At 60.6% G+C, this 19032-nt stretch carries 17 protein-coding genes, 3 tRNA genes, 3 pseudogenes and 1 riboswitch; of the genes and pseudogenes, 6 read left to right on the forward strand and 17 right to left on the reverse strand.

What is annotated here, in order from left to right; all coding sequences use genetic code 11:
• Window positions 1-338: 338 nt before the first annotated feature.
• Window positions 339-1376: an IS5 family transposase gene (locus CKCBHOJB_RS10530; protein WP_048709013.1), complete on the reverse strand. Its 1038-nt coding sequence runs from the start codon at window positions 1374-1376 to the stop codon at window positions 339-341.
• 387 nt (window positions 1377-1763) lie between these two features.
• Here CKCBHOJB_RS10530 and CKCBHOJB_RS10535 point away from each other — a divergent pair, with 387 nt between their 5' ends.
• Window positions 1764-2237, forward strand: coding sequence for a PaaI family thioesterase (locus CKCBHOJB_RS10535; RefSeq protein WP_004291330.1), 474 nt, complete (start codon window positions 1764-1766; stop codon window positions 2235-2237).
• A gap of 28 nt (window positions 2238-2265) precedes the next feature.
• Here CKCBHOJB_RS10535 and CKCBHOJB_RS10540 read toward each other — a convergent pair whose 3' ends face one another.
• Both CKCBHOJB_RS10540 and CKCBHOJB_RS10545 read right to left on the reverse strand, forming a co-directional pair.
• On the reverse strand, window positions 2266-2820 hold the full coding sequence (locus CKCBHOJB_RS10540) for a GreA/GreB family elongation factor (RefSeq protein WP_281048630.1): 555 nt from the start codon (window positions 2818-2820) through the stop codon (window positions 2266-2268).
• A 31-nt stretch (window positions 2821-2851) separates the two neighbouring features.
• A pseudogene (locus tag CKCBHOJB_RS10545) lies at window positions 2852-3001 on the reverse strand (transposase); the annotation flags it as partial.
• Window positions 3002-3251: 250 nt separating this feature from the next.
• On the opposite strand from CKCBHOJB_RS10545, the gene istA reads away from it, so the two are divergent.
• Both istA and istB read left to right on the forward strand, forming a co-directional pair.
• On the forward strand, window positions 3252-4778 hold the full coding sequence (istA, locus tag CKCBHOJB_RS10550; protein ID WP_281051675.1) for an IS21 family transposase: 1527 nt from the start codon (window positions 3252-3254) through the stop codon (window positions 4776-4778).
• Window positions 4779-4820: 42 nt separating this feature from the next.
• Window positions 4821-5609: an IS21-like element helper ATPase IstB gene (gene istB, locus CKCBHOJB_RS10555; RefSeq protein WP_281048631.1), complete on the forward strand. Its 789-nt coding sequence runs from the start codon at window positions 4821-4823 to the stop codon at window positions 5607-5609.
• 85 nt (window positions 5610-5694) lie between these two features.
• Here istB and CKCBHOJB_RS10560 read toward each other — a convergent pair.
• Window positions 5695-5979, reverse strand: a pseudogene (locus CKCBHOJB_RS10560) (transposase); the annotation flags it as partial.
• A gap of 302 nt (window positions 5980-6281) precedes the next feature.
• Here CKCBHOJB_RS10560 and CKCBHOJB_RS10565 point away from each other — a divergent pair.
• Window positions 6282-6425, forward strand: a pseudogene (locus CKCBHOJB_RS10565) (ISAs1 family transposase); the annotation flags it as partial.
• A 26-nt stretch (window positions 6426-6451) separates the two neighbouring features.
• Here the strand turns inward: CKCBHOJB_RS10565 and CKCBHOJB_RS10570 are convergent.
• From CKCBHOJB_RS10570 to CKCBHOJB_RS10585, 4 genes are all read right to left on the reverse strand, one after another.
• Complete coding sequence (locus CKCBHOJB_RS10570) at window positions 6452-7879, reverse strand: hypothetical protein (RefSeq protein WP_281048632.1); 1428 nt, start codon at window positions 7877-7879, stop codon at window positions 6452-6454.
• Window positions 7880-7977: 98 nt separating this feature from the next.
• Entirely contained in the window at window positions 7978-8964 is a 987-nt protein-coding gene (locus CKCBHOJB_RS10575; protein WP_281048633.1) for an ATP-binding protein, read from the reverse strand.
• 9 nt (window positions 8965-8973) lie between these two features.
• The gene (locus CKCBHOJB_RS10580) at window positions 8974-10992 is read right to left on the reverse strand and encodes a hypothetical protein (RefSeq protein ID WP_281048634.1); all 2019 of its coding nucleotides are present in this window, start codon (window positions 10990-10992) and stop codon (window positions 8974-8976) included.
• Window positions 10989-11639, reverse strand: coding sequence for a hypothetical protein (locus CKCBHOJB_RS10585; protein WP_281048635.1), 651 nt, complete (start codon window positions 11637-11639; stop codon window positions 10989-10991). Before CKCBHOJB_RS10585 ends, CKCBHOJB_RS10580 begins: the two co-directional genes overlap by 4 nt.
• 334 nt (window positions 11640-11973) lie before the next feature.
• On the opposite strand from CKCBHOJB_RS10585, the gene CKCBHOJB_RS10590 reads away from it, so the two are divergent.
• Window positions 11974-12339, forward strand: coding sequence for a hypothetical protein (locus CKCBHOJB_RS10590; protein ID WP_281048636.1), 366 nt, complete (start codon window positions 11974-11976; stop codon window positions 12337-12339).
• Between the two features lie 20 nt (window positions 12340-12359).
• On the opposite strand, the gene arfB is transcribed toward CKCBHOJB_RS10590, so the two are convergent.
• Window positions 12360-12764 carry an alternative ribosome rescue aminoacyl-tRNA hydrolase ArfB gene (gene arfB, locus CKCBHOJB_RS10595; protein ID WP_281048637.1) on the reverse strand — a complete coding sequence of 135 codons (405 nt, stop codon included), beginning with the start codon at window positions 12762-12764 and terminating at the stop codon, window positions 12360-12362.
• A gap of 82 nt (window positions 12765-12846) precedes the next feature.
• A complete protein-coding gene (locus CKCBHOJB_RS10600; RefSeq protein WP_281048638.1) occupies window positions 12847-13539 on the reverse strand; it encodes an SDR family oxidoreductase in 693 nt (230 codons plus the stop codon).
• A 96-nt stretch (window positions 13540-13635) separates the two neighbouring features.
• A riboswitch (SAM riboswitch) is annotated at window positions 13636-13713 on the forward strand.
• Window positions 13714-13892: 179 nt separating this feature from the next.
• Between CKCBHOJB_RS10600 and CKCBHOJB_RS10605 the strand changes: the two genes are divergently transcribed.
• Window positions 13893-14060, forward strand: coding sequence for a hypothetical protein (locus tag CKCBHOJB_RS10605; RefSeq protein ID WP_281048639.1), 168 nt, complete (start codon window positions 13893-13895; stop codon window positions 14058-14060).
• Between the two features lie 130 nt (window positions 14061-14190).
• Here CKCBHOJB_RS10605 and CKCBHOJB_RS10610 read toward each other — a convergent pair.
• From CKCBHOJB_RS10610 to lon, 7 genes are all read right to left on the reverse strand, one after another.
• Window positions 14191-14265: transfer RNA gene (locus tag CKCBHOJB_RS10610), tRNA-Val, on the reverse strand.
• A 59-nt stretch (window positions 14266-14324) separates the two neighbouring features.
• Window positions 14325-14399: transfer RNA gene (locus CKCBHOJB_RS10615), tRNA-Val, on the reverse strand.
• A 246-nt stretch (window positions 14400-14645) separates the two neighbouring features.
• Entirely contained in the window at window positions 14646-15206 is a 561-nt protein-coding gene (locus CKCBHOJB_RS10620; RefSeq protein ID WP_281048640.1) for a phasin family protein, read from the reverse strand.
• 265 nt (window positions 15207-15471) lie between these two features.
• Entirely contained in the window at window positions 15472-15684 is a 213-nt protein-coding gene (locus CKCBHOJB_RS10625; RefSeq protein WP_281048641.1) for a DUF3079 domain-containing protein, read from the reverse strand.
• A gap of 242 nt (window positions 15685-15926) precedes the next feature.
• A tRNA-Val gene (locus CKCBHOJB_RS10630) sits at window positions 15927-16002 on the reverse strand.
• A 38-nt stretch (window positions 16003-16040) separates the two neighbouring features.
• Window positions 16041-16313, reverse strand: coding sequence for an HU family DNA-binding protein (locus tag CKCBHOJB_RS10635; protein ID WP_281048642.1), 273 nt, complete (start codon window positions 16311-16313; stop codon window positions 16041-16043).
• A 226-nt stretch (window positions 16314-16539) separates the two neighbouring features.
• Window positions 16540-18966, reverse strand: a complete 2427-nt coding sequence (gene lon, locus CKCBHOJB_RS10640) for an endopeptidase La (protein WP_281048643.1) — start codon at window positions 18964-18966, stop codon at window positions 16540-16542.
• Window positions 18967-19032: the final 66 nt, after the last annotated feature.

Raw genomic sequence — 19032 nt, forward strand, 5'->3', positions numbered from 1 at the left:
AAGCAACTCTTGAGCACCCGGTTCCCCGGCACGACAGGCGGCGATGTCCCTATAGCCTGGCCCCACAATCATGGCGCCGAACCCATGGCAGTTCATGCAGTATTTCGCCCGTGCCAGTTCAGCCGACGCAACGGCAGACTGACCGGGCAGAAGCAGCGTCGCCACGATCGGTAGGGGACCTCGAATAACCCGAGGTTTTCAGTGAATCCCGCCGCGCAATGATGACCGCGAACGAATTCGACCCAATTTCTTTGGCAAACCACCGCGTTTCTCGGCGGGGTTGCCTCGTTTTTGCCTCGAATCGTCCCGGGCATCGGCGATTCGGCCCATTTCGGGCGTCAGAAGGCCTCGATGCCGGCCTTCCGGAAGTAGACCAGCCGCTTCAAGTTGTAGCAGGCGGCCATCATCATCATCGCAAAGTTCGCCCGCGCCTGACCGATGGTGCGCAGCAACTTGCCGCCCATCTGCTCGATGGCGGCAAATACATGCTCGACCCGGACGCGCGTTTTGGCGATGCGCTGGTTACGCCGCTGCTGGCACTCGGACAGCGGCTTGTTGCGTTTGCCCTTCCTCTGGATCTGATTCCGGAAGCCCTTCTCTTTGAGCCAGGCTTCACGCGCCTCGGACGGGTAGCCTCGGTCGGCATAGACGTCCCGACTCGTGTTGCCCGCATCGAAGACGTTGTCGAAGTGCTGGCTGTCGTGCGTACTCGCCGTGTCGGTCTCGATTCGGCGAATGATCTTGTATTTCTTGTCGACGTTGATCGAGAGCTTGTAGCCGAAGTGGCTCTTGCCGTGCTTCTTCGTCCAGGTCGCGTTGATGTCCTTCTGGCGCCGCTTCGCAGGCTTCCAGTCGGCGGGCATCGCACCTTGCTCGATCAGCGCCTTCTCGCCTCGGCTGTTGTGCTGCTTGGGGGCGGGGACCAAGGTGGCGTCGATGATCTGACCGCCGCGCGCGATGAAACCCTGCTTCAACAGCTGCGCCGAGACTCCGTCAAAGAGCGCCTTGGCGCCCGCTTCACCGATCCGGTTCTCGAACATCCACACCGTGGTGCGGTCCGGCACGTGGGTCGCGTTCACCAGTCCGCAGAAGCGCTTGTAGCTCATGCGGTCGAGCAGTTGGTACTCCATCTGCTCATCGGACAGGTTGTACAGACGCTTGAGCACCAGGATCCGTACCATCGTCTCGGTCGGGTACGGCGGACGCCCGCCCTGCGCGCTCGCCGGGCGCGGCGCAACCTCATCCACCTCGGCCGCCAACGCCACAAAGTCGATGTGCGACTCGATGTCGGCCAGCGGGTCGCCCAGCGAGTCGAGCTTCTTGCGGTGGTGTTCGTCAGCGAACAGGTCAGTCTTGATAGCGCTACGCGGTTTCATCGGTGCAGCCTGCGGCGTTCAGGGCGTCGTAATTTTACCAAGGGCGGGCGAGACGGAGGTTTTTCGAGGCGCCCGGTAATAAGAAAACCGATCGCCGACTCAAGTGGCACTCCTCTTCTGCATCGCGCAGCAAGGTCGCGCCTTCTTGATCACGGGCGTGATCATAGGTTTGCCACGCCCGGACCGCGCTTTCGTGAGCGTATCAGACACTCCACGTCTGACAGCAAAGGGAGAGAAGCGGTGTGGCGTCGGTGGCGGTCGCCATATACGACCGCCGAGATGCATCATTGGCGGAATTTGCACGCAGCTTGTCCGCGCCCGCAATCCGCGGCGAGGCGAGTTCCGCATAGCATCGAGGCACCACAGACGTCTCGAGAGGACAACAACATGAAGGCATTCCAGGACTACTACCCCGAGAACCTTGCCCACTGTTACGGCTGCGGCCGCAACAATGAGCACGGGCACCAGATCAAGACCCTCTGGGATGGCGACGAAACGGTGACCCGTTATCAGCCGAAGCCGGAGCACACCGCAATTCCCGGTTTCGTCTATGGCGGCCTGCTCGCCTCGCTCATTGATTGCCACGGCACGGGTACGGCCGCGGCAGCCATGTATCGCGCCGAAAACAGGGCGATGGATAGCCAGCCCCCGTTCCGCTTCGTGACCGGGTCACTGCACGTAAGCTATCTCAAGCCCACCCCGCTTGGCCCGGAACTCGAGATCCGGGGTCAGGTGAAGGAAATAAAGGGCCGCAAGGTCGTGGTCGAAGCGACCGTCTTCGCCGATGGCATCGCCACGGCCAAGGGCGAGATTGTCGCGTTGCAGATGCCTGACACCTTCACCAGTGCCGCGGCGAACTGAGTGACTGCGTAAAGAGACCATCCCACAATCACATCGTCGTCACGGCTCGCGTTTCCGCACCTTCTTCCTGCCTGGATTGCCCTCCTGCAGTCGGGTCTTGCTTCACTTGCCAGAGACAGCTTGCGGAGGGCGTTTCACCTTCACCATGGCGTTCATGCTGCCTGCGCACAAAAATGAGCCCGCCAATACGGCCCAAACGCGAAATTACCCCGCACTTTGTTTCGCGAGAGGTCATGCGCCAGTCGAAGGCATCGCCCACCTTGTAGCCCAGGATCGCGGTACCAATGTCGGAGCAAACCGACAATTTCCCGGCGCTGTCATCCGCGTCCTCCGGGTAGTCCAGCGCCACTTCCATTTCCTCGTCGTCCAGTTGCAGCAAAGTCCTTGAGTTCATCGTGACGACATTCTGCGGCACTTGACGCGGCTCGACGACGATGGCCCGCTCGAGTTCGAAAACTGCCGAGGGATGCTCGGATGCGAGCAGACTCGTGAGCTGTTCCTTGTCGAATTCGGTGATGTGGATGTCAGCGACGTGATTCGAGGCGCCTTCTTGCAAGAGCCGGAGATAACGCTCGGCGCTCATGGCGAACGACTTCAGGGTAGAAACCTGGTGTCGCCTTCATCTGCACAGACGCATCGATCCTCGCCCGCAGCAATTCCTCCACCCCCGCTTCGCCGATCGCCTTGCGAAAGCGTCCGATCTGCGTGGCGTCGCACGGCAGCGCCGGCGTGTAGTAGTCCATGCCGCTGAAATACTGCCAGACTGTCACCGACCGGCACATTAGAGCCAGTTGATGATCGGCACAATGGAGCCACCGCGTGATCGGCACATTGAGGCCAGTCCGTGATCGGCATATAGGAGCCAGTCGCGGATCGGCACATAGAGGCCAGCGCCGGATCGGCGTAATGGAGCCACTTCCCCTCTGACGGACGTCTCGACCTTGAACGGTCCCTCGCTACCCTGCTGCCTTTTTGTTTGGCAGGAGGTAGGCGGTGGCCCGCAGGAGCATCGAGATGTACGAGTACCGCCAGGCCCTGATGCGCATGCGCCAGGGCGACTCCGAGCGCGAGATCGCGCGCTCGAAACTGATGGGGCGCAGCAAGGCGGCCCGGTTCCGCGAGCTGGCTCGCGCCCAGGGTTGGCTCGATCCTGAGCGGCCTTTGCCCGAGGACGCCGAGATCGCCGCCGCGCTCGGGCGGCCGAAGTTGCCGGTGACGGCCCAGTCCTCGATTGCCGCGTACCGGCCGCTGGTCGAGCAGTGGCTTGCACAGGGCGTCTCCGGCGTGGTGATCCACACCACGCTCAAGCGCGAGCACGGTTTTACCGGGCACTACTCGAGCGTGCGCCGGCTGATCGCACAGATCGGCCGCGAGCAGCCCCCCGAGGCCACGGTGCGCCTCACCTTTGCACCGGGCGAGGCCGCGCAGGTGGACTTCGGCGCCGGTCCCCACCTGGTCGATCCCGCCACAGGCGAGATCCGCCGCACCTGGGCGTTCGTGATGACACTCTGCTTCTCGCGTCACCAGTACGTGGAGTTCGTCTGGGACCAGAGCGTGCGCACCTGGCTCGGCTGCCACCGTCGCGCCTTCGAGTGGTTCGGCGCCGTGCCCGCGCGGCTCATCATCGACAACGCCAAGTGCGCGATCACCCGCGCGTGCATGCACGACCCGCAGGTGCAGCGCGCCTACGCCGAGTGCGCCGAAGGCTACGGCTTCCGGATCGACGCCTGCCCGCCGCACGACCCGCAGAAGAAGGGCATCGTCGAGGCCGGCGTCAAATACGTGAAGGGCAACTTCCTGCCCACGCGCAGTTTCCGCGATCTGGCCGATCTCAACGCGCAGGTGCGCGAGTGGGTGCTGAAGGAGGCCGGGCTGCGCATTCACGGCACCACCCGCGTGCGCCCGCTCGACACCTTCGCCCTCGAGCGCAGCACCTTGCTGCCGCTCCCCGAAGTGCCGCCGGACCTGGGCACCTGGCACGCCGTGACGGTGCATCGCGACTGTCACGTCAGCTTCGAGCGTGCGCTGTACTCGGTGCCGTTTGCGCTGGTGGGCAAGGCGTTGTGGCTGCGGGCCACCGACGCCGTGGTCACCGTCTATCACGACTTCAAGCCCGTCGCCACGCATGCCCGCGCGCGGCGCCCTGGTGAGCGGCGCACCGTCTCGGATCATCTGCCGCCGGCCGCCCAGCGCTTCTTCGCGCACGACCGCAGCTGGTGTCTGCAGCAGGCCCGCGAGATCGGAGACGCGTGCGCGCAGCTGATCGGGCAACTGCTCTCAGACCGCATCAGCGAGCGCCTGCGGGCCGCCCAGGGCGTTCTCGCGCTCAAGGACCCGTACGGCGCCGCGCGCCTCGAGGCCGCGTGCGAGCGGGCCATTGCCCACGACAGCCCGCACTACCGCACCGTCAAGACTATCCTCGCCGGCGGTCACGACCTCGCCCCGATGCGCACGATCACCCACGAGCCCTATGCCGGCCGTGCCCGCTTCGCGCGCGCCACCGCGTCGCTGTTCGAAGACGACGGCCCCACGTTCCACTGACCCGGGCGCAGCGCGCGCCCACTTCACCCAAGGAGCCTCACCATGAACCCCGCCACCGAACTGGCGCCGCAGCTCAAGCAGTTGCGCCTCTCCGGCATCCTCGACTCGCTCGACGCCCGCAACCGCCAGGCCATCGATGCCAAGCTCGCCTGCACGGAGTTTCTCGCCCTGCTGATCCAGGACGAGATCGCCCGCCGCGAGCAGAAGAAGTTCGGCACCCGGCTACGCCGTGCAGCCTTCCGCGCCAGCAAGACGCTCGAAGGCTTCGAGTTCGACCGCCTGCCCTCGACCAACCGCGCCCTGGTCCATGACCTCGCGACCGGGCGCTACATCGACGAGCGCGCCCCGGTGCTGATCGTCGGCCCCTGCGGCACGGGCAAGAGCCATCTGGCGCAGGCGCTCGGGCACTGCGCCGTGCGTCAGGGGCACGACGTCATCTTCGCCTCCTGCGCGCAATTGCTCGCCAGCCTGAACGCCGCCCGCGCGGTCGGCACCTATGAGCGCAAGCTGCAGCAACTGGCCCGTGTGCCGGTGCTTATCATCGACGACTTCGGCCTCAAACCCCTTCGCGCCCCCGCCGACGAGGATCTGCACGACCTCATCGCCGAGCGCTGCGAGCGCGCTGCCACCCTCGTCACCAGCAACCTCGACTTCACCGAGTGGGATCAGGCCTTCCCCGGCAACCGGCTGCTCGCCTCGGCCACCGTCGACCGGCTGCGCCACAACGCCTATTGCCTCACGCTCGACGGGGCCTCTTACCGCGCCCCGCGACAGGGGCCGAATCGGGCGAAAAACGCCCTTGCCAGCACCCCGAAAAACATCGATTCTTGACCCCCCAACGACGTCCGTCAGAGCCCGGTTCGAGTGGCTTCTATATGCCGATCATCGGTGGCTCTATTGTGGCGGTCAGTGACAGCCAGACCACGTTCTCCGACCAGCGAATGACCAACTCCTCGTCGCTCAAGTTGAAGGCGTGCTTGAGGTAGAGCCGCGCAGCCATGAGCAGGATCGGCAATCGAGGCCGTCCCGGGTTACTCACACCCGCGCCCACGAGCTCCACGCGCGGGCCAAACAGATCGACGTCTTCCGTGCGAGAGCCGGTCCGCACCTCGCGCGCGAACGACGGGGCCAAGGCCGCCCCGATCTGCGCCCATGGCATGCGTTGCGCAAGCACTGCTAGCTGGTGACGCAAATCGATCATCTGGTCGAGGCGAGCACGGAAAAAATCGTCGGTGGCTATGGCCGTGCGGAGTGAAATCTCTCAGGTTTCAGTGGGTTGTATTTTACTTTCTCGGGGAACCCAACGGGTCGGGATCGGCGAAAAGCCTATCGTGGAGCGCGCTGTTGCGTTTTGCAGGGCCGACGACTTATCTTCCCGATTTCAGAAAGTCTCTACTCGCGGCCAAGCAGCCACCCCACCGAGGCCTGTCCAAAGATCGCCCACTCAGCACACGCAACCGCTCGATAGCCTCACATCGCTGGCGAGGACCGGTAAAGGGGTATGGCATCCCGTAGCGCGAGACTTTCAGCAGGGTCCTCCACATTCTCGATCCACGCACCTTCGAGGACGCCTTCCGGCGCTGGGTGGGCGGCATCGTTCGAGCGGTAGGAAGCGACATGCTCATCGTCGATGGCAAGACCGTCCGCAACTTGAGATCATTGCGCAAAGGAATCTAACGCATAATTTTCGCCACACGGTCTAAGTGCCAACGGAAATGCTCTGCCGGCCCCTCGCTCATATAGTTAAGATTCCGACGATCCGCCTGAGCACGAGCATCACTGAAGAATGTCAAGGGAAATCGCTTGCTGTCATTTCCAGAGATCGCCCAATGAGAACCTGCTCCGTCTGAGAAATCCAAACGTTCCCAATTGACTTTCCCGGTAGTGCGGGCAATCACGGCATCGTCGAGACATTGATAGAATCGCGCAAACAGACTTACGGCGAACGCATGTTGCATTACCCAATGCGCTCCCTCGTCAGACCAGTTATAGCGTATGATTGATACCGACGCTTGATTCCACGCCACAAGTCCATTTGGACGACGCTTCGGCTCACGGAAAAGATCCGAAGGCGCCGCCAATCCCTCCCAGTACATTCGCCAGCGAATAAACGCAATTGCCTGTGAGCAGAAGTCTGCTGTGGTCTCTCCATTGAGATCCCACCATAGGGTGCGACACGCTGAATCGACGCAGCGACGATGCCAACGGAGCACCTTTCTCCACAAGTGACGCCGCACCGCTCGGTATACGACTTCCAATTGATCCAGCCTCGTCGTCCATTGCAGCGGATCCGCTCTGGGCGGAGCCTTCACCCACCTACGCCTACGCCTGATTTCATTTTTCACATCGATCAAGGTAACCGGTATCCCGCGCGTTACCGCATTGATTCCTTCAAGCGCTAAGGGGATTTGCGACGAATGATCAATTTTGAGATGATCCATGACCGCGGCGACGAAGCCCGTATAGTCTAGATGAGACTTCAATACATCGACCCGACCAACGGCGAACCTCGAGCATCCGCTCACTCGCGATTCTCGATCGAATTCGTATGCAAGGGTCACCACCCTATCTTCTTCCGTCAGAATCCTATTGATGTCCTCGATACGGTTTCTCTGATCATCCGAGAGTTGTATGCTTCGCTCTGCCTGTCGTTTGATTGCCCCAGCTAATTCGTATCCACATTTTGGGCATGCGAAGGGACTACGAAAGACATCGCGGCTCAGCCGATATGGGATCTGACTCTTGCATTTAGGGCATCCGCGAGTCAAGGAAACGCCATGAACTGGACAGGCCCCTATGTAATCGAGCTGATGAAACGGAATATGCAATCCATGGCACATGCACCGTTCGCACCACTTTAGGTCAGTGAGCGCCTTGGCCTGGGCATTTGGAAATCGCTCAAGAACAAAACCGCCGAGCACTGCCTTCTCGGAAGACCGGAACTCTTGTGCAATCCGACGCACATCAAACGGTCCGACAACTCGCAAATCGATGTATGGATCCATTTGAGTCGCCTTCTTAACCCCAAGATCATTTCTTATGAAGAGGTCTACTAGCTCTTTGACGCCGATGGCATTAAGAACAGCGAACTTCGACAGCATTCCATAAATTGAGTCGAGTTCAGTTGACCACGTATCGCGCCAACACCACGATACCTCTGGGAGCATCGGTTCATCAAGAACGATTCTCGCAAACGGCCTCATATTTCTTCGTAAAAACCGTCGCCCATAACAAGCTTAAGCTCTTCTTGGGCCGAAACGTAATTAGACTCTTCGACACAGTTATCCCAAATCGCTCTTGAGAATCTGAAGTCTGCAGCATCAGATGCGGCGTACTCTATGAATGCGATTTCCACGGTACGCGCTAGATACTGCATCGGTATTTCTAGGCAAAAATCAAACCGCGCTTCCGAATGGGCTGCGTCAAAGGCGTCCCATAGCGCCTCAGTCTGATCGACGAGCCGCAAACCGTCCGAAAATGCATAGGGGAAAAAGAACCGCGTATATGTCCAATCTGAAGAGAACGGATAGCAAGCTTCATCATAGCCGGCCAAGCAGGTCGCCAAGTCATCTGGGCTCTGAATGCCGCGGAACGGCATCTCGTCTATCATGAATCGAGCAACAATCTGCGTCTGACGCGCTTCTCGAAATGCGTTCTTTTGATTAATGAGCTGAGGTTGCCCGACGAGGAGTGTGATCATCCGAATTCCGGCGCGCTCCAATTCATCGTGAACATCACGAAGCCACTCGTATTCAATAATATCCAAGCGCTGAGCTTCGTCTGCGAATGCAATGACGAGGTTATAACGCGACCGTTCGACGAGCTCTGAAACCCGCTCGACAAGCCGACTGCGCTTGCGAGCAATAGATCCGGACTCAGCTGCCGGATGTCCAACCGCACGTAAAAGTGTCGCGAAGAACATGTCCTCGGAATGACTCTTGCTCTTTCTACATCCGAAGCTAAAAGTAACGATACCAGGCATGTCCATTTTCAGAACACGAAGGATATATCTTATGCTGTACGTCTTTCCAAACCTCGGGTGTGCATAGATGATGGCCCCAGGAGTGCGCAGGCGAATTATTTTCTTGACGCGTTGATAAAGCTCCTCGATGGATGGCGTCGGAAGAATATACTTCTGCTCGACCAATGGATGCCGGTCAAACGGTATAGGACGAACGTAGGACACCGGCGCCTCCTAAAAAACGATGGTTCGCTTTATCTTGAGGGACTTTGGCTGGGGCTTTGGATGCTCAACTAGAGACTGACCGCCTTCGCCAGCTTTCGAGCGATTCGTTTCGTTGGAGTGCGAGGGTGCACTATTGTGCCTCGGTTCTACAGGCGCTTGCGGGAGATTAGTTTCCCGCGGCAACTTAGACCCTGACTGACGATGCTTTGCGAGTTGATGCCGCGCCGATTTGCTTCGAGCAGCCTCCGCTCTTTTGTTCTTGACCCAGGCCTCAACCGGATCGTCGTCCTCGCCTATCTTTATCTTTCCAAGGGCCCTAAGCCGGCGAATATCTTGGCGGACACGCAGCGAATGTGGGGTGTAACACCAGGGACGAGATGCGGTCAGTACGCCAAGCTCTGCTCCGTCCATAAAAAAGGCTGTTAAACATCTTATATCAAACGGATTAAAGTAAATTCTGACTTTTTTTCCGATTAGCCCTGGATTGTTGCCGAGTACATCACTTGTGTATCTTACGTGCTCGAAATTAACATGCGGACGCACTCCATCCTTGATGCTTCCGCGAATTGTAACAATTCGCGCCTGTTGAATTAAACGTATTTTCCCGCGTTGTTCTCTCGGAATTGAACGTATGAAACCTCTTCGTTTTGCTATGTGATGCGCCATCGCCTCCAAGGGCGACCTACCGCTTGCCCCAACTTCCCCGTTATAATTTGCGAGTACTACCTCAATAAGATCCTCCAGTTCATCAAGACTCATCAGCAACTCAGCCTTTGAACCTGGATCTCCCAGTTGTCGCACGATATCGTCGGGACGACTTCCCGTCGTGCCGGCAATGCGGTGAGCAAAATGTGCTGCTATTACGCGGAAAAACTGCTCGATGAATGGCCGCTGGTTAGGTTGTCCCGGTGGGCCCACATCTGTCCAGCATCCAACCACTTCACACAGGCGTTCCAACGTATCGTAGGCTAAGTTTGCTTGCGCATTGTCGAATCTGAACCATTCCCAGCACGCGAAGGCAGCTTCTGGAATGACGTCAGAGGGAAAGCCACCGCCCGCCCGTATGGCAAGACCAGGAATTTTCAACTTCCGAGGCTGATGCGGGAGCAGACTTGCCTGCAGTGCCGCCGCAACATCGTCCTTTGTATATTCCTTGCCGTAGGCCAGCGTATACCCGAGCACAGCACGGGTTAGTATATCTAGCACGACCAATATCCAGATTCGGCCGAGCTCCATGCGGGTCTCGAGACCGTAAGGATCTTGAACCGTCAGAACGAGGCGCAAGTCAATTTTGTGGCCGTCAAACTCGACGACTTCAAACGGATTCAAAGCAGCAGGCGCCGCGCGCCGCTCACTCGATGTCATCGGCGCGCCGACCGAACTGGCTCCAGAGTTTCGCGACGCTAATTCGAATGACTGATTTGCCAGTCTTTTTAGATGCGTTGCAAGCGATCGAAGTCCACAATAATCTTGATTGAACGGATAATCATCCACTCCAATCCCGAGTTCCCTGCATTTCTCTAAAAATCCCTTATGAATCTTCTTAACTGATTTTCGCACTTCCTCTGCTGCGTCGATTCGACGAATGCGCCTTTTTAGCTCTTTGACAAGGAAAACTTCTAAGGACGGGTACCGATCCAATAACATGGAGAACGCGCCTGCCGCCCCTCCTTTCTCTTTAACGCCGCTTCGCGCTATGGGCTTGGTGCGACTATACCGAGCGACTCGCTGATATCGAATTAATCCTCGAAAGCCATATATCCGTCCATCCGGATGCTTTTCACAACATCTTTCGAATAGTCTATACAGGGTCGAGGTCGAGACTCCGGTTGCGCGACAAATGTCGGCGATCCGCATCTCTGGATTGCCTACAAAATAACGGATGGCTTTCTCGCGGCATTGATAAGCCTTTCGTTGCTCGTCGTCGAGGCTCAGATCATCAACGATGGGCCACACCGACCAGTCCCTTAGTTCGACGGGGATGGATTCTCTTTGAAATCGAAGCGATCCGAAGGCGAAGGTTTTCATCTCGAAACCACCAAGGTATCAAGACCGATCGCGGACGTGAGAATGCTTGGGATCTGAATGCGGCCTTCGTGTACAAGTCGAAAAATCGCGGTGCGGACTAGAATCGGATCTTCGTCATCCAACAGATTCTGAATCTCGTCGATTGTGCGGCCGTCCCCGCACATGCGATAGATCTGATCGGAAAGTTCAGCATGAACAAACCGAGAATTCGCGCCTAGATACCGGAGAATTTCACCCCAGTTTCTTCGCGCTTCGTCGGGCAACCCAAGGTCTTCCGGCAGATGCAGCACGATTGACAGGTCGTTCGCCGCAGCCCAGACGTTGAAGGCGGCGTTCGGCAGATTTGGCTCTGAACGCCATGTGCGCTCGGTGGGCCGAAGCAGCAACCATAGCTCTTCTCCGCTTTCGCGCTCCACCCAGAAGTCGACAACGCGCTTGGGCTTTAAGTCATTGATTACTAGCGGGCGTTCGCAGTACGCAAGGACGGACGGATCAGCTTCAAGTGCGATAAATGCAGAGAGGTTCTGATCACCGAAGAGTGTGAGACGTCTTGCGATTTTGACGCCGAAGACGTCGTAGCGGTGGCTCTTGAAGGGCCGCGTGTTGTCGGCTGGCATCGTGAACCGTCGTTGTTCTTGGTTGCGCATCAGATCGCAAATCCCCGCTATGCGTGTATTTCTACTTTTAGTTCACGCTTTCATATTTTTCCACTATTACTTCTGACAGCAGGCAAGGAATAGTGGTACGGCAGGAACAGTGGACTCTTGTAAAACAAATGCTTACGCCAATCTCGCAGCAACTAGATTTTCTTCAACGATCGACCACTGCGCCGATTGTGCGGTCTCCGAGCCCACTCCATGAGTCCGGCCAGACCGTATCCATAGGCCCGCTTGGGTGGCGATGATGCCAATCCCCTCGGACCCGCACGCCAGGGACTGCTAGCATGCGGACCTCACTTCACGCCTCATGGCAGACACGCCCATGCCCGCACAAGCTCGCCCGACGCCGCCTGCAGACAGTCGGGGAACACGCGCCGCGCTGATCTTTGCCCTGACGGCCGAACGCCTGACGATCTTCTACGAGCACGGCCAGTGGCTGACCGAGGCCCAGGGCGCGAGCTTCATCGCCGACTGGCTCCGGCGCAGCGAGCGCAGCCTGTCGCTGGCGGATCGACGCCACTTGTCCGCGCTCAGCGACGGCCTCGCGCGCCAGATCGCCGGCTCGCTCTCACGGGAAGCAGGCCTCTACACCGCGCACGAGATGATGGAAGCGCTCGATCCGAACCACGACTCGGAACTGGCGCGCTCGATGATGGACGAATGCGCGCGCTTGCTGGACGCCGACTGATCACCGACCGGGGACGTCGCTCACTCGGCCACCCTACCCCGCCCAGCCTTGATCGACGCCCGCCGCGCCTTCCCGTCCAGCCTGCGGGCGACGGACGCACGCGTCGGCCGCGTTGCACGACGCGCTTTCGGGGTTGCCATGACACTCTCGATCAGCTCTTCCAGGCGGCGCAGCGCCTCGGTGCGGTTCTTCGCCAGGCTGCGAAACTTCTGCGCCTTGATGATCACGACGCCGTCCTTGCTGACGCGATGGTCGCGCAAGGCCAGCAGCCGCTCCTGAACCTCTGCGGGCAGGCTGGATGCGGCGATGTCGAAGCGCAGATGCGCCGCGTTCGACACCTTGTTCACGTTCTGCCCTCCCGCGCCTTGCGCACGGATCGCGGTGATCTCGATTTCGTCGGGAGAGAGCGTGACGGGCGGCATCATTGTTCAACCAAGTTCAGGCATGTCGCACGTCACCGTCTTCGTTGACTGTGCGAGTAGGGAGGCCGGGCCGAGCGTGTTTCGCCTACCAGGGCAACGCGTTGCCCTCGTAATCGACGAAGCGGCACTGGTCAAGGCCGGCGGCGGCTTCGATGACGTCAACGAGTCCCGCGACACTCTGCTCCACGCTCAGCGGCGCCTGATCGCCCCCCATGTCGGTGCGTACCCAGCCGGGATGCAGGGCAAGCAGGCTGAAATCGCGCGATGAACCGAGTTCCGCCGCCCAATGGAGCAGCAGACTGTTCAATGCCGCCTTGCTGGCGGAGTACAAAGGCATGCTCGCGCCGACACTCAGTTGCAGGCTTCCCATCACGGAACTCGTGAACGTCAGAACGCCCCCGCTGCGCACCAGTGGGCGCAGCGCACGGGCGAGGCGCAACGGCGCAACCGCGTTCGTGAGGAACAGCTGGGCAACGTCGGCGTCGCTGACGCTCGCCACGTCCTGCTTGTGCGGACCGGGGATGCCGGCGTTGAGCAGCACGCGATCCAGATGGCAGTCCCCGACCGTGGCGACGACCTGTTCCGGGGCGGCCGCAGCGTTGAGGTCGCATGCGATCAGCTGCAGGCGCCGGCCATATCGGCCTAAGATCTCCGCCAATCCGGCGGAGGCAGCAGGATCGCGCGCAAGGGCGAACACACGGTCTCCGCGCCCCAAGTACGCACGGACCAGACCCAGGCCGATGCCGCGCGAGGCGCCGGCGATCAGAACGTTGAGCATGAGGTTTCCTTTGATGGAAGAACAGGACTGTATCAGCGGCAATGCCCGCCGTCCCGGACATGACGCCTTGACAACTGCCCTGCCCGTCCGCTTCAATCCCGACATCGCGCCGATTTGAAGCACAGCTTGCGGGCGCGTTACAAATGCAGCTAAAGCGGACGGTCAAGAACCCGCTGAGCCTGCATGGCCAACGGGTTCTTTGCGTTTGCAGTACCGGGATCGGTACCCGATCCCTCCGCCGGCATTAACGACAACTTGCCGGGGCGGATGACAAATTCCGGCTAAAGCGTCACCGCCTCTTCGCCCCCGCGAGGCCGGTCACGCCGGCTCAACAGGGGGCGAGGAGCAAGACCATGATCATTACGCAATCCACCGGCGACCGGCGCCTGACCCCAAGCCAACGCGAGGCGCTCGGCAAGTTCGTTCCCAACCCCTTCCCGCCCGCTCACATGAACGCAAACGTGCGCCAACCTGCGAGCGAGCCGGTTCCGATCAGGCCGCGCTGGCTTGGCTGGCGTTGAGCCGGGTTATGTCGAGCGAAATCACGAGTCAATGGCCCCCGGCGACATCCGGAATTTCCCCCTGAGTTGACGAGATCCTCGCCGCGCAGGAATGAAAAAAGCCGGCTCGATGGCCGGCTTTTTCGTAATTTGGTGGGCGGTACTGGGATCGAACCAGTGACCCCTGCCGTGTGAAGGCAGTGCTCTACCGCTGAGCTAACCGCCCGATCTGCATGTGCACGCACTGCAATCGGTTTTCCGGAGGTATCCACGACAATTTTGCCGTGGTGGGCGGTACTGGGATCGAACCAGTGACCCCTGCCGTGTGAAGGCAGTGCTCTACCGCTGAGCTAACCGCCCTCCAGAAAAGAGGCCGCATTTTAGAAGGCGGCCAGGATAACGTCAAGCACGTCGCACAGAACAGCACGGCGCACGGACTTGCCGATCCGCCATATGACCGCAAGCGCCGAATGGCCATCCGCACATCACCCCGTGCAGCAACGGCTCGCGCGGGGCGCCGCGAAAAAACAAGGGGCCAGTCCGCATGACACGGGCTGGCCCCTTGTTCATCGGGCGGGCTAGACGTTCCGCCCGCGCGAAGTACGATTACTTCTTGCCGGCGGCCTTCTGGGTCGCGGTCATCGCCTTGACGGTCGCTTCGGTGGCGGCGGTCATGTTGGCCTCGGCCACTTCAGCAGCCTGCTTGGCGGCCTTGCTGGCGTTGTCGTACAGGCTGTTGGCGGTGTCCATCGCCGACTTGACGGCGGCGAACACACCTTCCGAACCGGCCGGAGCCGACTTGGCGGCCTGCTCGAGCATCGAAGCGAAGTTCTTGTTCAGCTCGGCAATCTGCTTCTCGAACAGGCTCGACACTTCGTGCTGGCCTTCGGTCGCGATCTCCTGGACGCTGCGGGCGTAGGCGACGGCCTTGTCGATCATCGGCTTGGTCAGCTCGGCCTGCAGGTTTGCCAGTTCTTGCGGGTTCTTGGCTTCGGCCAGCTTGCGGGTGGTGGCGACGCTGTCTTCCAGCACCGAGCGAACGGTGTTGAGGTTCAGCTCGGCCAGACGCTCGGCGCGAGCGATGGCGCTGGTGGCCAGCGACATCAGCGTTTCGAGGTTGGCTTGGCCGACGGCGGCGAGTTGCTCGGGGGTCTGGATCTTGGTCATGACGGGCGTTCCTTGAGATGGATGTTGCACTGCGAAGAATCGTCTGGCTGCACACTGAAGCCCGGCATCGATCCGACTTGTTGCGTTGCAGCATGGGCTGAATTATACGGTGTCGCGTCCGCACGTCAACAAGTTTGTGCACTGCACCATTCTTGGCGCGAGGCCAGCGAGGACACGGGTCTTACTCGCTTTGAGACCGCCGCCTCCTTCCCGTGCCCGTGTACCTGCGCATGCCCCGATCAGATCCGCTCGAGCTTGCGCCCCCTCAGGAGGTCTTCTTCTTTCCCGGTGTTGCCGGATCTTCGGGGTCGATGCCCCAGTCCCCGTAGGTGTACCAGTCCTCGCCGAGCATCTCCGCCGGGTGCAGGGTCCGGCCCGAGCCGTTCCCGCAGCCCAGCGCATCCGCGGGACAGTACTTGTCGCAGCCCCAGCAGATGCGCTCGGGATTCTTGGGATGAAGTGGAAATTTCTTGGCCATGACGCGCTCCGGAAAAACATCAAGGCATGATATTAAAAATCGTCGAACAAAAAATTGATCCAGGACGATTCATGCATCTATCGGGGCGGGAAAGCACATCCCCGACATGGGGCCTTCGCAGTTTCGGTTGATGCCCAGGCCGCGCAGCACAACGGCGATTCGGGCGCTAACTGCACGGAGTGGAAAGGTCGTAGCCGTGAACGACAAAGCCCGGAGACGCGCTCCGGGCTTCGGGAATATCCTGGTGGGTGCTGACGGGGTCGAACCGCCGACATTCGCCTTGTAAGGGCGACGCTCTACCAACTGAGCTAAGCACCCGCGCTGGCCTCCGGCCACGGCCGGAACAGCAAAGTCCGTTAGTTTACAGAATCCTTCAGACCTTTGCCAGCGCGGAATTTCGGAACCTTGGCCGCCTTGATCTTGATGTTCTTTCCCGTGCGCGGGTTTCGGCCCGTACGGGCCGCACGATCCCCGACGTAGAAGGACCCGAACCCCACCAGTGTCACCGTGTCATTGCTCTTGAGCGCCTCCGTCACGGCCGCCACCGTCGCATCCAGTGCGCGCGCCGCGTCCGCCTTGGTCATCGATGCCTTCTCCGCGATGCTTGCAACCAGTTCCTGTTTGTTCACTTGAACCCTCCGGATATGAACTGCAATGGGAAGAACTCCGCGACCTCCGCCTTTGGGCTCGGGATTCGACGGCGTGGGAGACGCCTTGCAAACTTCATGTTTTTATAGCGCGCCAAATTCAGGCCTGTCAACGACGGGCGACCCCGAATGAAAAAGGCCGCAATGCACCTCGATGCATTGCGGCCCGTCCCATCCGGCGTGGCGACCGTGCGCTACGCCCGCGGAATCAGTGCGCTCGCCGGCGGGCCGGCTTCGCGCCCTCCTCCTCCGCGACGGCAGGCACGGCAGCCTCCGCCGGTGCGGACTCGTCCGCCAGCGGCTCGGGTCGGCGCTCGAGGGCGAGCTCGAGCACCTGATCGATCCACTTCACCGGCACGATCTCGATCACGTTCTTGATGTTGTCCGCGATCTCGGCGAGATCCTTGACGTTCTCCTCCGGAATCAGCGCGGTGCGGATGCCACCGCGCACCGCTGCGAGCAACTTCTCCTTGAGGCCGCCGATCGCCAGCACCTCCCCACGCAGCGTGATCTCGCCGGTCATGGCGACGTCGCATCGCACCGGGATGCCGGTCAGCACCGACACCAGCGCGGTGGAGATGGCGATGCCGGCAGACGGGCCGTCCTTCGGAATCGCGCCTTCCGGCAGGTGGATGTGGATGTCGCTCTTCTGGTAGAAGTCCGGATCGATGCCGAGCGAACGCGCACGGCGGCGAACCACCGACAGCGCGGCCTGGATCGACTCCTGCATGACCTCGCCGAGCTTGCCGGTGGTCATCACCTTGCCCTTGCCGGGCAGCTGCACCGCCTCCACGGTCAGCAGCTCGCCGCCGACCTCGGTCCACGCCAGGCCGGTGACCTGGCCGATCTGGTTTTCCTTCTCGGCCATGCCGAAGCTGTACTTGCGCACGCCGAGGAACTTGTCCAGGTTCTTGGCATTGACGACGATCTTGCTGCTGCGGCTCTTGAGCACCAGCTGCTTGACCACCTTCCGGCAGACCTTGGAGATCTCGCGCTCGAGGCTGCGCACGCCGGCCTCGCGGGTGTAGTAGCGCACGATGTCGCGCAGCGCTTCCTCGGTCACCGACAGCTCGTCCTGCTTGAGGCCGTTGTTCTTCATCTGCTTGGGCAGCAGATAGCGCTGGGCGATGTTGACCTTCTCGTCCTCGGTGTAACCCGACAGGCGGATCACTTCCATGCGGTCGAGCAGCGCCGGCGGGATGTTGAGCGTGTTTGCCGTGGCCACGAACATCACGTCCGACAGGTCGAAATCCACCTCGACGTAGTGGTCCTGGAAGGTGTGGTTCTGCTCGGGGTCGAGGACCTCGAGCAACGCCGACGACGGATCGCCACGGAAGTCCATGCCGAGCTTGTCCACCTCGTCGAGCAGGAACAGCGGGTTCTTGACCCCGACCTTGCTCATGTTCTGCAGGATCTTGCCCGGCATCGAGCCGATGTAGGTGCGGCGATGGCCGCGGATCTCGGCCTCGTCACGCACGCCGCCCAGCGCCATGCGGATGAACTTGCGGTTGGTGGCCTTGGCGATCGACTGGCCGAGCGAGGTCTTGCCCACACCCGGGGGGCCGACCAGGCACAGGATCGGCGCCTTGACCTTGTCGACGCGCTGCTGCACGGCGAGGTACTCGAGGATGCGCTCCTTGACGCGCTCGAGGCCGTAATGGTCCTTGTCGAGCACCTTCTCGGCCTCGGTCAGGTCCTTGCTGACGCGCGACTTCTTCTTCCACGGCAGGCCGATCAGGGTGTCGATGTAGTTGCGCACCACGGTGGCTTCGGCCGACATCGGCGACATCAGGCGCAGCTTCTTGAACTCCGCCTCGGCCTTGGCGAGCGCGTCCTTGGGCATGCCCGCGGTCTTGATCCGCTTCTCCATTTCCTCGAGATCGGCGCCCTCCTCGCCTTCGCCGAGTTCCTTCTGGATGGCCTTGACCTGCTCGTTGAGGTAGTACTCGCGCTGGCTCTTCTCCATCTGGCGCTTGACGCGGCCACGGATGCGCTTCTCGACCTGCAGGATGTCGAGCTCGCCCTCGAGCTGGCTGAGCAGCTTCTCGAGGCGCTCGGCGGTGTCGAACATCTCCAGCACTTCCTGCTTCTGCTCGAGCTTGAGCGGCAGGTGGGCGGCGATGGTGTCGGCGAGGCGGCCGGCTTCCTCGATGCCCGCGAGCGAGCTGAGGATTTCCGGCGGAATCTTCTTGTTGAGCTTAACGTACTGGTCGAACTGGGCGATGATCGCGCGCCGCATCGCTTCCAGTTCGTGACTGCCGGTCTCGACCACCGGCACCGGGCGCACGGTGGCGACGAACAGGCTGCGCAGATCCTCGACCTTGTCGATGTGCGCGCGCTGCACGCCCTCGACCAGGACCTTGATCGTGCCATCGGGCAGCTTGAGCATCTGCAGGATGTTGGCGATGCAACCGACCGCATACAGATCCTCGACCGCCGGTTCGTCCTTGGCGGCGGATTTCTGGGCGACGAGCAGGATGCTCTTGCCCGCCTCCATGGCGTTTTCCAGCGCCTTGATGCTCTTGGGGCGGCCGACGAAGAGCGGGATGACCATGTGCGGGAACACCACCACGTCGCGCAGCGGCAACAGCGGCATTTCCATCGCTTCGTTGGGGAGGTCAGCAGGACCCGACATTTTTTCTTTCCTTAAGCAAAAGGTCACCCCCATGTATGGGCGTGACCTGGAAATTCAAGCGACGGG

Source organism: Thauera sp. GDN1, assembly GCF_029223545.1.
GTDB lineage: Bacteria > Pseudomonadota > Gammaproteobacteria > Burkholderiales > Rhodocyclaceae > Thauera.